13 protein-coding genes are annotated in these 15,234 nt (G+C 47.8%); 8 read left to right on the top strand and 5 right to left on the bottom strand.

Annotated features, from left to right (window positions below):
• Positions 1-120: 120 nt before the first annotated feature.
• Positions 121-633, top strand: a complete 513-nt coding sequence (locus Q0X97_RS03130; RefSeq protein ID WP_302067664.1) for an undecaprenyl-diphosphatase — start codon at positions 121-123, stop codon at positions 631-633.
• Between the two features lie 49 nt (positions 634-682).
• Here the strand turns inward: Q0X97_RS03130 and Q0X97_RS03125 are convergent, their stop codons facing one another.
• Positions 683-1,084 carry an RNA-binding S4 domain-containing protein gene (locus tag Q0X97_RS03125; protein ID WP_302065548.1) on the bottom strand — a complete coding sequence of 134 codons (402 nt, stop codon included), beginning with the start codon at positions 1,082-1,084 and terminating at the stop codon, positions 683-685.
• Positions 1,085-1,301: 217 nt separating this feature from the next.
• Between Q0X97_RS03125 and Q0X97_RS03120 the strand changes: the two genes are divergently transcribed.
• The 6 genes from Q0X97_RS03120 to Q0X97_RS03095 all read left to right on the top strand — a co-directional run bounded on the left by Q0X97_RS03120 (position 1,302) and on the right by Q0X97_RS03095 (position 6,768).
• Positions 1,302-2,261 carry an acetyl-CoA carboxylase carboxyltransferase subunit alpha gene (locus Q0X97_RS03120; RefSeq protein WP_302065549.1) on the top strand — a complete coding sequence of 320 codons (960 nt, stop codon included), beginning with the start codon at positions 1,302-1,304 and terminating at the stop codon, positions 2,259-2,261.
• Positions 2,262-2,497: 236 nt separating this feature from the next.
• Positions 2,498-2,998: a hypothetical protein gene (locus tag Q0X97_RS03115; RefSeq protein WP_302065550.1), complete on the top strand. Its 501-nt coding sequence runs from the start codon at positions 2,498-2,500 to the stop codon at positions 2,996-2,998.
• A 1-nt stretch (position 2,999) separates the two neighbouring features.
• Positions 3,000-4,208, top strand: coding sequence for a beta-ketoacyl-ACP synthase (locus Q0X97_RS03110; RefSeq protein WP_302065551.1), 1,209 nt, complete (start codon positions 3,000-3,002; stop codon positions 4,206-4,208).
• Positions 4,209-4,253: 45 nt separating this feature from the next.
• Positions 4,254-4,742: a thioester dehydrase gene (locus Q0X97_RS03105; protein ID WP_302065552.1), complete on the top strand. Its 489-nt coding sequence runs from the start codon at positions 4,254-4,256 to the stop codon at positions 4,740-4,742.
• A 68-nt stretch (positions 4,743-4,810) separates the two neighbouring features.
• Positions 4,811-5,539 carry a 3-oxoacyl-ACP reductase FabG gene (gene fabG / locus Q0X97_RS03100; protein WP_302065553.1) on the top strand — a complete coding sequence of 243 codons (729 nt, stop codon included), beginning with the start codon at positions 4,811-4,813 and terminating at the stop codon, positions 5,537-5,539.
• Entirely contained in the window at positions 5,533-6,768 is a 1,236-nt protein-coding gene (locus tag Q0X97_RS03095) for a beta-ketoacyl-ACP synthase (protein ID WP_302065554.1), read from the top strand. Before fabG ends, Q0X97_RS03095 begins: the two co-directional genes overlap by 7 nt.
• A 331-nt stretch (positions 6,769-7,099) precedes the next feature.
• Here the strand turns inward: Q0X97_RS03095 and secF are convergent, their stop codons facing one another.
• From secF to yajC, 3 genes are all read right to left on the bottom strand, one after another.
• Positions 7,100-8,035 (bottom strand): protein translocase subunit SecF, encoded by a 936-nt coding sequence (gene secF / locus Q0X97_RS03090; protein WP_302065555.1) that lies wholly within the window; start codon positions 8,033-8,035, stop codon positions 7,100-7,102.
• A 5-nt stretch (positions 8,036-8,040) separates the two neighbouring features.
• Positions 8,041-9,891 (bottom strand): protein translocase subunit SecD, encoded by a 1,851-nt coding sequence (secD, locus tag Q0X97_RS03085; RefSeq protein ID WP_302065556.1) that lies wholly within the window; start codon positions 9,889-9,891, stop codon positions 8,041-8,043.
• A 67-nt stretch (positions 9,892-9,958) separates the two neighbouring features.
• Positions 9,959-10,255: a preprotein translocase subunit YajC gene (gene yajC, locus Q0X97_RS03080; protein ID WP_302065557.1), complete on the bottom strand. Its 297-nt coding sequence runs from the start codon at positions 10,253-10,255 to the stop codon at positions 9,959-9,961.
• Between the two features lie 179 nt (positions 10,256-10,434).
• Between yajC and Q0X97_RS03075 the strand changes: the two genes are divergently transcribed.
• On the top strand, positions 10,435-11,484 hold the full coding sequence (locus Q0X97_RS03075) for a histone deacetylase family protein (RefSeq protein WP_302065558.1): 1,050 nt from the start codon (positions 10,435-10,437) through the stop codon (positions 11,482-11,484).
• Between the two features lie 182 nt (positions 11,485-11,666).
• On the opposite strand, the gene Q0X97_RS03070 is transcribed toward Q0X97_RS03075, so the two are convergent.
• The gene (locus Q0X97_RS03070) at positions 11,667-14,765 is read right to left on the bottom strand and encodes a right-handed parallel beta-helix repeat-containing protein (RefSeq protein WP_302065559.1); all 3,099 of its coding nucleotides are present in this window, start codon (positions 14,763-14,765) and stop codon (positions 11,667-11,669) included.
• Between the last annotated feature and the right edge of the window lie 469 nt (positions 14,766-15,234).

Genomic DNA, 15,234 nt, shown 5'->3' with positions numbered 1-15,234 from the left:
TCGAAACAACTACTCTTATCCTAATTTTCAGCTAATAATGATGATATAACATCATTAAAGGTGCTTTTAAAAAGTATAAGGGAGATGGATGTGCTGCATGAATTAAACAAGTATTTGTTTATGATGATCAATGCGGATGAAGATGCATACTCGCACAGCATTTATTTTGCTATTTTTTCCGCCGAGTATCTAATCGTGTGGTTCTTTTTTATTTTATTCATATACTTAGTCGCAAAACATAAAAACAACAAGCGTGTTTGGTTAAGCATAGTTTTCAGCATTGTTATCGGTGTCGCCATCACTTATCTGATTAGAAAAGGTTGGTATCATCCCCGTCCGTTTTTATTGCAGTTGGGCACGAATTTTCTGCCTCACGATGCCTCGTCGTCGTTTCCGAGCAAGCATCTGACGAGTGTTTTTGCCACCTTAGCCGGCTTGCTGGCATTGCAGCCGACGCGTGCTTTGGGATTATTGGTTTCCCCGATTGTTTTGACTATTGCGTGGTCGCGCATTTATTTGGGCGTGCATTGGCCGTTGGATATTTTGGGAGCTTTATTGGTTGGAATAATCGCGGCGGTATCGAGCAAATATATGGTTTACAAAAGCATGTCTTTTGCAGGATCGAGGCATTAAAACTAAAGAGGCCGTCTGAAAAGTTTTCAGACGGCCTCTTTACAATAATCTACCAATTCCCGCGCTTCAGTTTTTCAATCTGGCGGCGGTCGCGTTTGGTGGGCCTGCCTTCAGGATAAGCGGCCGTGATGCGGCTGGCTTGGTCGAGTAGTTTTTGCTCTTCCCGCAGGGCGGCGGTTTTCATATCTTCTTCATACAGCATACGCGCTTCGGGTGCCGGACGGCGTTGGTGGTTGAGGGCGACCACTTTGATTTTATAGGGCAGGGAATTGAGCGTTAAATCTACGGTGTCGCCGGCGGAAATATTTTTGCTGTTTTTCACTTTGGCACCGTTTACCTGCACGCGCCCCAGCTCGATGTGCTTTTGAGCCAGCGCGCGGGTTTTGAAAAAGCGGGCGGCCCATAACCATTTATCAAGGCGCATGGTATTGTTGTCATTGCTGTTTTTCATATCTAAACCGCGTGATTGAACTGTTTTGCAGTTTAGCATAAGATACAGAATTCTGCGCATTAGTATGCATGCACTAAAAATATGGTTAACGAGAAGCAGAGTGGCAGGGAGCGGCTATCGATTCTTGCCGGTATGTGAAAACATGCTGCCAAAGCAGCCATCTTCGCGTATGATTGCATTCTGATTCTTCTATTTTAATAATAAGAGCTTTACTCATATGAAACCCGTTTTTCTGGATTTTGAACAGCCTATCGCCGAATTAATCAAAAAAATCGACGAGTTGCGTTTTGTACAAGGTGAATCCGCCGTCGATATTGCCGACGAAATCGCCCGCCTGCAAAAGAAAAGCACCGATTTGACCAAGTCGATTTTCAACAAACTCACCCCCGCACAAGTATCGCAAGTATCACGCCACCCGCAGCGGCCTTATACGCTGGATTACATCAACGCCATTTTTACCGATTTTGAAGAATTGCACGGCGACCGCCACTATGCCGACGATCATGCGATTGTGGGCGGCTTGGCGCGTTTCAACGGCAGGAGTGTTGTGGTTATCGGCCATCAAAAAGGCCGCGATACCAAAGAAAAAATCCGCCGCAATTTCGGTATGCCGCGCCCCGAAGGTTATCGCAAAGCCCTGCGTTTGATGCAGACTGCCGAAAAATTCCAACTGCCGGTGATGACGTTTGTCGATACTCCGGGAGCTTATCCCGGCATCGGAGCGGAAGAGCGCGGGCAGTCTGAAGCGATCGGCCGCAACCTCTACGAGCTTACCCGCCTGCGTGTGCCGGTATTGTGTACCATCATCGGCGAAGGCGGTTCCGGCGGCGCATTGGCGATTGCCGTGGGCGATTATGTGAACATGCTGCAATATTCTACTTATTCGGTTATTTCTCCCGAAGGCTGTGCTTCTATTTTGTGGAAAACCGCAGAAAAAGCAGCCGATGCCGCGCAAGCATTGGGCATCACCGCCAAACGTTTGGCCGATTTGAACTTGATTGACCGCATCATCGAAGAACCTTTGGGCGGCGCGCACCGTGATCATGCCGAAATCGCCAAGCGTGTAAAAGAAGTGCTGGCAGAACAATTGCGTGAAGCGGAAAGCATGCCGATGGCCGATTTGCTGACGCGCCGTTTCGATCGGGCCATGGCTTACGGCGAGTTTGTCGAGAAGTAACCATATCGCCTTGGCGTGCAGACAATCTGAAAGAGCAGGCATTGCGTCTGCTCTTTGTTTTTTCAGACGGCCTGAACTTTATGGCGGAGCTATAAAACATCTGTCGTGATCCGTCATGCGCCGAATATCCGGCTTTTCGACCACATTGTTTACATCGGTTATATTTCCCGCTTTTTTCGCTACGGTGCAAATTCTCGGTTACAATACCAGAGTTTGCTGTTGCCTTTGATTAAGCTATGAAATTCAAAATATTTGTGCCGCTGTTTACCGCTTTTCTGCTGGTTGCCTGTTCAACCTCAAGCAGCTTGCCCGTGCCGCAAGTTCTGCCTGCTTTTCAGGCGGAGGATACGCGTTGGTTCAAGCTGGAGCAGACGGTTGCGGACGGTACGGTTATCCAAACCAGTTTGCTAGCCGTGCAGCCTGAAAAAGATATGCTGCGTTTCGTGCAAACCGATGCGTTGGGCGCGCCCGTTTCCCGCCAAACCGTAAGCAAGAGAGGGTGGAGCAACGACGGCTTTGTCGCCCCGAACAGCCGGTCGCGTCGTTTATTTGCTGCCATGTTGCCCCTTTTGGACGGCAATGACAAAATTTATCCGCAACAGCAAACGAAAAAGCAAGACGGAGCAACGGTTTACTTCGACCGTAACCAAGAGTTGTGGCGCAGTGAAGTTTCAGACGGCCTCATCAAGATTACTTTCCCAGACCGGACAGGCTGGCGTATTACCCCGTTAGAATAATATGAAAACCAACGTTTACCTCACCACTCCGGCTATTGTCAGTGCATTGGGCAGCGGTTTGCAGCACCATATCGACGCACTTTTAAATCCTGCCGACGAATCGCCGTTAACTTTCTCCGATCAGTGGGTTAAGAATAAAAACCGTGCTTTCGGGGTGGTGCATGAAACTTTGCGTCCGTTTCCCGAATCGTTACCTGATGTTCACCGCGGGCGCGACAATCAATTGCTTTGGCACGCGCTCGGGCAGATTGAAAATGATATTTATGCGGCAATCGAGCGGTTTGGCGCGGAACGTATTGCGGTGGTGATGGGCACTTCCACCAGCGGGGTAGATGAAAACCTGACTATGTTTCAAAGGGTGGCCGAAGGTGGAGAATGGGGGGAAATTCCTTTCAACCAAGAGCAGCAAACCCTGTCCGCACCGGCCGATTTGGTTGCGGAAGTATATGGTTTGAAAAACCTTTGCTATGTGGTTTCTACCGCATGCACTTCGGGAGCAAGGGCTTTAATCAGCGCGGCACGCTTACTGCGCGCCGGTTTGTGCGATGCGGTCGTTTGCGGCGGAGTCGATACGCTGTCGCCTTTGACCATCAACGGTTTTGCTTCGCTGGAAGTGCTTTCAGACGGCCTCGCCAATCCGTTTTCCGCCAACCGCAACGGCATCAATATCGGTGAAGCCGCCGCCGTTTTCATCATGACGCGGGAAGCGGATTTCGGTGAGAGCCTGCCGTTGCTCGGCTACGGAGCCAGCAGCGACGCGCATCATATGTCTTCGCCGCGCCCCGACGGTTTGGGAGCCGTCCAAGCTTTTCAGACGGCCTTAAACCATGCGCGGATGCCGTCTGAAAACGTCGGCTGGATCAACCTTCACGGCACAGGCACACTGCATAACGACAGCATGGAAAGCCTTGCCGTGCATCAAGTGTTCGGCAGCCGAACCTCGTGCACTTCCACCAAACCGCAAACCGGCCATACGCTCGGAGCGGCAGGGGCGGTTGAAGCCGCTTTTTTGTGGGGCATTGTCAGCCGCCGTTGCAATCCCGAAGGCAAACTGCCTCCGCAACTGTGGGACGGTGTGCACGATACCGGCTTGCCTGCCATAGGTTTAACCGACCAGAACAGCCGTTGGCCTCATGAAAAACGAATCGGTGCAAGCTCATCGTTTGCTTTCGGCGGCAGCAATGCGGTTATCGTTATCGGCGAAGAATAGGCCGTCTGAAATATGCCGTAATCAGATAAAATCAAAGAGGATATTATGCCGGCTCCTTTAGTTTGCCCCATTACCGAAGTCGCCCCTTTATTGCCGCACAGCGGGCATATGGTATTGCTGGATACGATTACCGAATACGGCGAAGGTTATCTGCACGCCACCGCCCAAGTGGGAGAAAAACATATTCTGCTGCAAAACGGCACGCTGCCTGCGCTGGCCGGAATGGAAATCATGGCTCAGGGCATTGCTGCCTTGGCCGGTTGCGAAGCACATAATGCGGGCGAACCCGTTCGTTTGGGTTTTTTGCTCGGCACGCGGAAGTTGAATCTTTTTACCGATGAAATTCCGATAGGTACCCGCTTGGCGATTAAAGTAGCCGTATCGACGCAAGACCAAACAGGCTTCGGCGTGTTCGATTGCGAATTACGTTGGACAGATGCTCCCGCCGACAAAAAACACATGCTGCCCGCCAACGGTTTGTTGGTGCAGGCGGCTCTGAACGTATTCAGCCCGAAAGAGGGTAAGGCCGTCTGAAAGCCATCGACCAACTTTTCAGACGGCCTGTTGAAATCAATCCGAACCCAATTAGTTAAGTGAAACGCATGAGTGAAACCATTTTAATTACAGGCTCCAATCGCGGTATAGGAAAAGCAGTTGCATTGGGATTGGCACAAGACGGCTACGATATTGTGGTGCATTGCCGCAGCCGTCGCGAAGAGGCGGAAGAAGTCGCCTCGGAAATCAAAGCTTTAGGCAGAAATGCCCGCGTATTGCAGTTTGATGTGTCCGACCGCGAAACCTGCCGCGAAATCTTAACCGCCGATGTGGAAGCACACGGTGCATACTACGGTGTCGTACTGAATGCCGGTTTAACCCGCGATAATGCGTTTCCTGCTTTGGAAGACGATGATTGGGACAGAGTATTGCGCACCAATTTAGACGGCTTTTACAATGTCCTCCATCCGCTTTCCATGCCGATGATACGCCGCCGCAAAGCCGGCCGTATCGTTTGCATGGCCTCGGTTTCAGGCTTAATCGGCAATCGCGGCCAAGTAAATTACAGTGCTTCCAAAGCGGGTTTGATCGGTGCGGCCAAAGCACTCGCTATCGAATTGGCGAAACGTAAAATTACCGTAAATTGTGTTGCCCCCGGCTTGATTGATACCGAAATTCTGGATGAAAACGTGCCAGTGGAAGAAATTTTAAAAGCCGTGCCCGCCCAACGTATGGGCACGCCGGAAGAAGTGGCCCATGCGGTGCGGTTTCTGATGGATGAAAAAGCAGCGTATATCACGCGCCAAGTTATTGCGGTAAACGGAGGTTTATGTTGAGACGGGTAGTGGTAACGGGAATCGGTGGCATCACCGCATTCGGCCGCGATTGGAAAAGTATTCAGACGGCCTTCAAACTCGGTCAAAATGCCGTGCAAACCATTGCGGAATGGGCGGAGCAATACCCCGAGCTGGAGGCCCGTTTGGGTGCGCCGATTAACGGCTATACCCCGCCGGCACATTGGACGCGCAAACAATTGCGAAGTATGGGGCGCGTGTCGTATTTATGTGTCGATGCGGCAGAACAAGCGTTGCAGGATGCGGGCTTGTTGGATGACGAGCGTATTAAAGACGGACGTATGGGCGTGGCATGCGGTTCTTCGACCGGCAGTACCAAAGATATTCGCGATGTCGGCGAACTGCTGATGACCGGTGCTTCTCCGCATTTCAGCGCCAACACTTATGTGCGCATGATGCCGCATACGACTGCCGCCAATATCGGTATCTTCTTCGGCCTTACCGGACGGATTATTCCCACTTCAAGCGCTTGCTCTTCGGGCAGCCAAGGAATCGGGTATGCCTACGAGTCGATTAAATACGGCATGATCGATATGATGCTGGCGGGTGGAGGCGAAGAGTTTTGCCCGTCTGAAGTGTATGTGTTCGATTCGCTGTATGCTGCCAGCCGCCGCAACGCCGAACCGGGAAAAACGCCGCGTCCTTACGATACGGAACGCGACGGTTTGGTTATCGGTGAAGGTGCGGGAATTTTGGTGCTGGAAGAATTGGAACACGCCCGTGCACGCGGAGCAAAAATCTATGCCGAGCTGGTGGGGTACGGAGCGAACAGCGACGGCAGTCATGTTACCCAACCGCAAAAAGATACGATGCAGCATTGCATGGAAATGGCTCTGCGTGATGCAGGTATCCGGCCGGACAAGGTAGGTTATGTAAATGGTCATGGAACGGCCACCGAAAAAGGCGATATTGCCGAAACACAGGCTACGGAAGCCGTATTCGGCAGCCGTATTCCGATGAGTTCGCAAAAAAGCTATTTCGGCCACACGCTCGGCGCATGCGGTGTGTTGGAATCGTGGTTTTCGATCGAGATGATGAACGACGGCTGGTTTGCACCTACCGTGAATTTGGACAATATCGATCCCCGTTGCGGCGATGTCGATTATATCCGCGGGGAAGGGCGTGAAATTCAAACCGATTATGTGATGAATAATAACTTTGCTTTCGGTGGGGTAAATACTTCGCTGGTATTTAAACGCTGGGTTGAATAAGCCGTGATTTAGTTCATGATCATTGGTTTGATGCCGTCTGAAAATGATTTTCAGACGGCATCATCATATGCATGGCTATAAAACTTAATAACTCAATATGATTGCAAATCATGGAATAAATCAGATTCGATGCCATTACGAATAAACCTTATTCTGTTACGGCGTTACTGCACCTTAGTTCGTAAAGCGGCAACAGAATCGGTTCCATACGACACGTATCATTTGCAGCTTACCGTGCCTTGTATCAAAAATAAGTTTATTTGCTACAAAAATAAAAAACGGATACCTGTTACCGGGTATCCGTTTTCAGACGGCCTCAAACTATATAACTTTAAACCACGGCCTCTTCTTTTTTCTTCTGCGGCTTGGCCAAGTTTTCCCGATCCAAACCGAACATCAGCAATAACGGGCTGGCAACCAATACGGAAGAATAAACACCGAAAACGATACCGATGGTCAAGGCCAAAGAGAATCCGTGCAAGGCGGCACCACCAAAAATCAGCATGGAGAGTACCATGGCCTCGGTCGAACCGTGGGTGATAACGGTGCGGCTCATAGTAGCCGTAATAGCGTTGTCGATAATTTGCGGTACGGTTTTATTGCGCATTGCGGGTTTGCGGAAGTTTTCGCGGATACGGTCGAACACCACCACCGATTCGTTAACCGAATAGCCCAATACGGCCAGAATACCGGCCAGCACGGTTAATGAGAATTCCCATTGGAAAAAGGCGAAAAAGCCGAGAATAATCACAACGTCGTGCATGTTGGCAATGATAGCCGAAACGGCAAAGCGCCATTCGAAACGCATCGACAAATAAACAATAATGCCGATAATCACCATGCCCAACGCAATCAAGCCGTTGTTTACCAATTCTTCGCCAACTTGGGGGCCGATAAATTCAACCTGACGCAAAGCAACGTCCGGTGCATCTTTTTTCAACAAATCCATTACGGAATTGGAAAGTTGGGAGGAAGGAGCGCCTTCTTTATTGGGCAGGCGGATCATGATGTGTTTGTTGGTGCCCAACGCCTGCACTTGTACGTCGCCAAGTTTCAGGGTGTTGAGCTTCTCGCGCACTTTGTTAACATCGGCACCTTGTCGGTATTGCACTTCCATTACCGTACCGCCCGTGAATTCCACCGAAAAATTCAAGCCTTTGGTAACCAAAAAGAATATGGCTAATACAAACGTAATTAGTGAAATAAGCGTGGTGAGCTTGCCGTAGCTCATAAACGGGATATCGCGTTTGATTTTAAATAATTCCATGTTGATTACTCCTTAACGGCCGTTTCGGTTTGTTGTTTCCATACCGAGCCGATAGAAATCTTTTGCAGCTTGCGGCGACGGCCATACCAAAGATTTACCAATGAACGCGATACCACTACAGATGAGAACATTGAAGTGAGAATACCCAAGCAATGCACCACGGCAAAACCGCGCACGGGACCGGAACCGAAAATCAACAGGGCGATACCGGCAATCAGCGATGTGATATTGGAATCGACAATGGTATCCCATGCGTGCTGGTATCCGAGGTTGATGGCGGCATGCGGCGAGGCTCCCGCCCGTAATTCTTCACGGATACGCTCGTTAATCAATACGTTGGAGTCGATCGCCATACCTAATGTCAGTGCAAGTGCGGCAATACCCGGAAGCGTCAGCGTTGCTTGCAGAGCAGACAGAATAGCAATTAAAAACAGAATATTGGTCGACAACGCAATCACGGAAAACAGACCGAATACGCGGTAATAAAGAATCATGAAAATGGCCACAACCGCAAAACCCCACAAGGTGGAATTAAAACCTTTTTCGATATTTTCTTTACCTAAAGACGGGCCGATGGTGCGTTCTTCCATGATTTCCATCGGGGCGGCAAGCGAACCGGCACGCAGCAGCAGTGAAACGTCGTTGGCTTCGGCAGTATTCATGCTGCCCGAAATCTGCACGCGGCCGCCGGTAATGGCAGAGCGGATAACGGGAGCGGTTACCACCTCGGCCTTGCCTTGGTCGATCAATACCATAGCCATGCGTTTGCCGACGTTTTGTGCCGTTAAATCGGCAAAAATGTTACCACCGGCACTGTCGAGGTTGATGTTGACTGCGGGTGCGCCTTTATCGTCAAAACCGGGTTGAGCATCGTTGATGTTGTCGCCGGTCAGTTCAACCTGTTTGTTAACCAAAGTAGGTTGCGGATGTTCGCCGGCGGTGTAGAGAAGTTCGTAACCTTCAGGCACATTGCCCGATAAGGCCGCCTGAATTTGTGCGGCATCATCGGACACCATACGCACTTCCAAAGTGGCGGTACGACCGATAATGTCTTTTGCCTTGGCGGTATCTTGAACGCCGGGCAACTGAACCACGATACGGTCGGCACCGGCTTGTTGGATAACCGGTTCGGCAACGCCTAATTCATTCACACGGTTGTGCAATGTGGCAATATTTTGCTTAACGGCATCGGTACGCACTTTATCCAGCACACTTTGCGACAAGGTTAATACCAGATTTTTACCGGAAGGCGTTAACGTTGCTTCAGGGAAGAATTTGCTTAATTCCGGCAATGCTTTCTGTAAATCGGCAGTATCTTGAAAGGGGATGGTTAAGCTGTTTTCCGTTTGGCGGATGCTGCCGATACGGATTTTTTTGCGACGCAATTCGCGACGGATATCGCCGGAATAGCGCTCAAACGTTTTATGCATGGCGGCTTTCATGTCTACTTGCATGGTGAAATGCACGCCGCCGCGCAAGTCCAAGCCCAAAAACATGGGGTTGGCTTTGATTTTGGCCATCCACTCCGGGCTGTCGGCCAAAAGGTTAAGCGCGGTAATGTAGCCGTCGCCCAAGGTGTTTTCGATAACATCACGGGCTTTAAGCTGGGTTTCGGTGTCTTTGAAACGTACTTTCAATGAGTTGTCGGCAATAAACATCCCGTCGGTTTGGATGTTGGCCGTCTGAAGAGCCGCTGCAACACGGTTTTCGGTTTGTTCATTGATGATGATGGATTGGCGGTTGGTGGATACCTGTACGGCAGGCGTTTCGCCAAAGAGATTGGGCAGTGTATAGATGATGCCCAAAATAATGGTGGCGGCAACCAGCAGGTATTTCCAAAGCGGATAGCGGTTCATGTTAAACCTTTAATTAACAATGCAAACAGCCGCAGCACGAATGCGGCGGCTTTCGGAAAATAAATGATTATGCGACTTTGCTGGCAATAGCGTTGCGTTCGACTTCAACTTCAACACCTCGAGCGATTTCTACGGTAAAAAATTGTTCGCCAACTTTTTTTACCGTGCCTTTGAAACCGGAAGCCAAGAGCACTTTATCGCCGACTTTCAATTCGGTCAGCATGGCTTGGTGGGCTTTGAATTTCTTTTGCTGCGGACGCATAATCAGAAAATAGAACACCACGAGAATCAGGACCAGAGGTGCGAATTGCATCAGAATATTCGGCTGGGCGGCAGCATCGGCGGCGTAAGCGAAATCAATCATGTTTTGTCCATTCTTTAATTATTTAAATAATGAAGGGCAGCAAACCGTTTGGATTGCCGTCGAAAGTAAGCTATTCTAAAGGGCAGGGAAGATTTTTCCAAGAAGTTTCCGTATTTATTAACCATTATTTGTCAGAAGGCCGTCTGAAAATACGGGCGGTATCGTGCGGTTTAAACGTCATGAAAAATATTATTCGCCGAATGTGCTCGCGGCTTCGGCATCTTGCCGGAAAAAAGGCCAGAACAGCATGGATAAGCCATCCGTTATTTTTGCAACATGAGCCCGGAGTGCATCATCCCGAAGCACCGGAACGTATCCGCGCCATCGAAGTGGAATTAAGAAAACAGGGTATATGGAACAGATTGCAAAAGATGGAAGCCGAAGAAGTAACCGACAAGCAACTCGCTTTGGTGCACCCGCGTAAATATTTGCGTTTTTTGGAATCTATGCAGCCGGAGAAAGGTAAAATTTACCGTATTGACGATGATACGGTAATGAGTCATGAATCTTTAACCGCTGCACGTTATGCAGCAGGAGCCGTCGTAAATGCTGTGGATATGGTAATGAATAAGAGGGCATATCATGCGTTTTGCGCGGTACGCCCTCCGGGGCATCATGCTCAAAGCGATAAAGCAGGGGGGTTTTGCCTGATTAATAATATCGCCGTCGGGGTTATGCATGCGATTGCACAATACCGCATACAAAAAGTAGCGGTGATCGATTTCGATGTGCATCACGGAGACGGAACAACGGAAATTTTTAAAGATGATCCGCGGGTATTGCTTTTAAACAGTTTTGAGAAGGATTTGTTTCCTTTCCCTTCCTCTGAAACGGTTGGAAAGAATCCCCATATCGTCAATATTGCTTTTCCGCCGGATACCGGCAGCTATGATTTCAGAAAGGAAATACGCGAAAAATGGCTGCCGAAGTTGGCAGCGTTCAAACCTGAGTTATTATTTTTATCGGCAGGGTTTGATGCGCACAAATCGGATGAAACAGGCCGTCTGAATCTTCACGAGGCAGACTATGCTTGGCTGTCGCATAAAATTATTCAGGCGGCCTCTATGTGCAAGGGTCGTATTGTTTCTGTGCTTGAGGGAGGATACACCTTGGAAAGCCTTTCAAAATCCGTAGCGGCACACGTATACGTGCTTGCCGGTATGGGCAAGCCTGACTGTGCAGTGCAATACGATAAATTGCTGAACAGGCAGATAACGGATAATGCTTAGAACCAATCGGTTAAACACCCCGCATCACTTTAATGAATTGTGCTGATGTTTGGTTTGGGTCGGGAAAATTTGGCCAAGCCACAGAAGAAAAAAGAAAAGGCTGTGGTTTAAAGTATATAGTTTGAGGCCGTCTGAAAACAATTTTCAGACGGCCTCAAACCCATCACGATGCAGGTCTTTAGTTAGAGGATATAAGCATTATTATCATGTTGCCAAGAGTCATCCTCCGGAATACTCAAGGAATGCTTATACTCCAGAATGGTAGCATGGTCTGTGAAAGCAGTTTTATTCTGCATCCCCAGAATGCCGGATAAATCCACAACAGCAGGCGACATCAAATCAGAAAGAACTAAATTGGCGCTATTTTCTTCTGTTTCTCCGTTTCCATCATCTGCTTGCAGCAAACCGGTTTTCTTCGCCGGAGACAGAACAACCGCTGAAACGGATGTCTCTCCCACGATACTGTCGGCACCGATTCCCAATTCCAGTTTTTTGTCGCTGTGATTCACCTCAAAAATAGGCTTACCGTTATGGTTATTATCATGGGCATGCACATCCGCACCGCGATATTCTATCCAACCGCGGTAAATCCCGTTGGTACGGTCGGTAATCAGCTCGTTGTCGGTTACGTTTAATTCAGGCACACCGTAGGTGCTGCGCCCGTGAATACTGACAATCGCCTGATTCATATTACCGTGCAGCTCAAAAGTATTGTTATGGATTTCATAACTTTCAGCATTGCCGATCATTTGTATACCTTCAATACTGCCGTTGGAGTTTTCCCTTACTTTAATGTAGTTGTTTTCTACGCTTACTTTGCCGCGCAGATAGCCGTCGGTGTGGTGTTCGTTAATAAATATCGGCATGGTTTTAGGGGCTATCGTTCCGATATCCGCATGGTTGTCGGATATTTCAATGGTGCCTGAACCCGGGCCATTGGTTTTGGTAAGCTGGTTTTTGGTATTGTTGATGACAGCAATCAAATATTTTGTCGAATCCCCTTCGATTTTGTTGCCGGAAATTTTAAGCGTGTAATCCATTTTCGGTTCATGATTGCGGAATTCGATACCATATGTTTGGATGGCATCTTTATATACGCTGAGATTCTTGATGGTATTTCCGCTGACTTCAAAATAACCGTAATCCTTGCTATGCAAATCTTTATACTGTGTATTGGTTTGCAATTGGATACCTGAGTAGCCGTGATAGTTAGGACGGAGGTTATCATCGGTTTCTAAACGGAAATTAGGATCTTGGATAATGGTGTTGCCGGTAACTTTGACATTATCCATACTAAACTGGCGGTTATATACGCCGATTCCGTAAAGGCGGTCGCCGATTGCAGTATTGTTTTCAATAACAATGTTATTACCATCATGCACATCGAAACCTTTGCGGTAGTTGTGATCGGTGGTATTGTTTCTAAAGGTAACGTCATAGTTGTAGCTTCCTGCCATAGCGGTAATACCGTAACCGGTGCCGCCGTCTTTTTCATGGCCGTTCCATGCAAAAAGATTACCTTCCGCAACGAAATTTTTTTGATAAGCAACCAATGCTCCGGCCGTACGGTTGTGATGCAGATGGCTGTCTACAAGGCGGTTGTTTTCGCCCAAGGGCAAGGTTTCATAGTCCTCTTGAATTTCACCGCCGATAATTCGGGCTTTGTAAGTTTTACCGCTGCCGTTAGGATCTTTCGCCAATGCTTCGGTAGACGTGAAAACCACTCCGGCACGGTTGGCACCGGAAACCTCCACTTTGCTGATTAAAGTATTATCGGCATCATTAACCAAAATACCGCTGACTTTGCCGAAATAGCTTTCTCCGGGGCGGTAGAAATCATTAACATTGGTATATTTCACAGACAAATCCGCAATGGTTTTGCCATTTTGCCCGTCAACCAAAATACCTGCATAGGCACGGATATCGTCCTGGTTAGTGTTGGAGTTGAAAACACCTGTTTGCTGTTTGTCGAAAGAAACGGTTGTGGCACCCATGCCATCACCGAATAAACCGGTAACGTTTTTATTATGGGTGTTCAATACGATTTGGTCGGAGATTTTCAGCTCTCCTTTTAAATATACGGCGGCATTTTCATGGTGTGCGGCAGCGAGAGCGGCTTTAATTGCAGCCAAGCTGTCTGTTTTACCGGTGATATCCGTACCGAATTCATGAGCATCAATATATTTACCGTAGGTCTGATGATGGTAAATATAATATTTCCCTGATGCACTGAGTTGCCTTTTGCCGGCATCGGTCGGCTGGGTTGGAGCTACAGGCTCTGCAGCATCGTTTTCTGCATTCAAACTGGCAGCGGTAATGGCGAGATCATTTTTTTCATCATGCTCACTCGGTAACAAATTTGATGTTTCAGACGGCCTCGACTCGGGATTATTCTCATGGTTGGTATTTTGGTCGGCAGAATTATTTGAAACGCTTGCAATTTGAGCGGCATCTGCAATCTCAAGTGCCGGTTTATTCTCGTTGGCAATGACTGGTTTAGGAGAATCTTCGGCTTCCGATACGATATTTTTTTCAATATCGGAACTAACCTTTACAGGAGCAATCGCGGCATTTGTATTAAGCTCAACAGGCTGTATACGGGTTGTTTCTGTTTTGGTTTCAAAATTCTCCGTATCTGCAGGAGCAGGGGATGCTTCAGTCTGTGATGCAGGAGAAGCAGCAGGGGCAATATGCCCACTTGTGTGCGAAAAAGAAGGTTGGGATGTATTATCAATCTTCGCAGGGGATGCTGCGGACGGAGCATCGTTATTTCCACCGCCGGAACCGCCGCCACCCGCAGCCAAAGCGCCAAGTAAACCTGCGCCTGCGATTCCACCCAGTATAGCCAATAATTTGCTGCCGCCAATGATGCTTTCGGCAGCATTTTTATTGATGGTAATTTGCTCTGCCAACAAATAATCGGAAGATGCTTGGATAGGGTAGGTTGCCAGCGTACCATTATTCTGCATGCCTAATACGGGGGCAGGGGGATGGTTGGCTGTTTGTGAATAATAGCCCTCAATAATTAAATCGGGACGTTCGGATTTTGTATCCTCGAAGCTGATATATAAATCCGTACCTACCTGTTCGTGTACCAATTGAGCGGGAGCCAAGCCGCTTTCCGCATCCGTCAGCTGATAAAAAACATTTTCGGCATCTACCGCTTGTATTTTGAGAGGGAGTTTGGAGTCCGTACGTAAACTGTAACGATCAAGGCGTACAGGTGTAGACATGTTGCCATTAACAACTTTGTTAATGGCTATGGTGATTTGTTTTGACATTTTGTAAATTTCCGTAATGTTTATTTTCCGACTTGCAATCGGGATTTATTTTATCTAGGTATTTTATGCAGCTTTTTATTGAAACATAGGTAAAAAATCAATAAGGCTGCTTAAATTTACCCTAGGCTTTTTATGTTATGTTTTGTAAAAATAACATAAAAAATATTTTTATGAAACTGTTATTTTATTTATTTGTTATAAAAATTGAGCCATGACAAATTAATGGTTAAAAGTGTGTTGTTAAGTAGATTTTTAACGGCTTAAATTTCGAGGCAAAATTGATACCTATTAACTGATATCAAACTGAATAAAATAAAAATTTATTTATAAATCAATATGGTTAAATTTATAATTAAATCAAAGAAAAAAAGTATTGCGAGGGTGTTTAAAATTTGAAATAAAGTGTTGTTTTTAGTACAATCGCGCATCTTTTCATCAGGCAGCTTGTGGGTTACGGCTGCCTGTTCAT

Source organism: Neisseria sp. MVDL19-042950 (assembly GCF_030504625.1).
Lineage (GTDB): Bacteria > Pseudomonadota > Gammaproteobacteria > Burkholderiales > Neisseriaceae > Neisseria.
This window is presented reverse-complemented; position numbering and strand designations above follow the sequence as displayed.

Coding starts and splice junctions, on each gene's coding strand:
- Q0X97_RS03130 (WP_302067664.1), top strand. CDS start 121: ATGATGATCAATGCGGATGAAGATGCATACTCGCACAGCATTTATTTT.
- Q0X97_RS03125 (WP_302065548.1), bottom strand. CDS start 1,084: ATGAAAAACAGCAATGACAACAATACCATGCGCCTTGATAAATGGTTA.
- Q0X97_RS03120 (WP_302065549.1), top strand. CDS start 1,302: ATGAAACCCGTTTTTCTGGATTTTGAACAGCCTATCGCCGAATTAATC.
- Q0X97_RS03115 (WP_302065550.1), top strand. CDS start 2,498: ATGAAATTCAAAATATTTGTGCCGCTGTTTACCGCTTTTCTGCTGGTT.
- Q0X97_RS03110 (WP_302065551.1), top strand. CDS start 3,000: ATGAAAACCAACGTTTACCTCACCACTCCGGCTATTGTCAGTGCATTG.
- Q0X97_RS03105 (WP_302065552.1), top strand. CDS start 4,254: ATGCCGGCTCCTTTAGTTTGCCCCATTACCGAAGTCGCCCCTTTATTG.
- fabG (WP_302065553.1), top strand. CDS start 4,811: ATGAGTGAAACCATTTTAATTACAGGCTCCAATCGCGGTATAGGAAAA.
- Q0X97_RS03095 (WP_302065554.1), top strand. CDS start 5,533: ATGTTGAGACGGGTAGTGGTAACGGGAATCGGTGGCATCACCGCATTC.
- secF (WP_302065555.1), bottom strand. CDS start 8,035: ATGGAATTATTTAAAATCAAACGCGATATCCCGTTTATGAGCTACGGC.
- secD (WP_302065556.1), bottom strand. CDS start 9,891: ATGAACCGCTATCCGCTTTGGAAATACCTGCTGGTTGCCGCCACCATT.
- yajC (WP_302065557.1), bottom strand. CDS start 10,255: ATGATTGATTTCGCTTACGCCGCCGATGCTGCCGCCCAGCCGAATATT.
- Q0X97_RS03075 (WP_302065558.1), top strand. CDS start 10,435: ATGAAAAATATTATTCGCCGAATGTGCTCGCGGCTTCGGCATCTTGCC.
- Q0X97_RS03070 (WP_302065559.1), bottom strand. CDS start 14,765: ATGTCAAAACAAATCACCATAGCCATTAACAAAGTTGTTAATGGCAAC.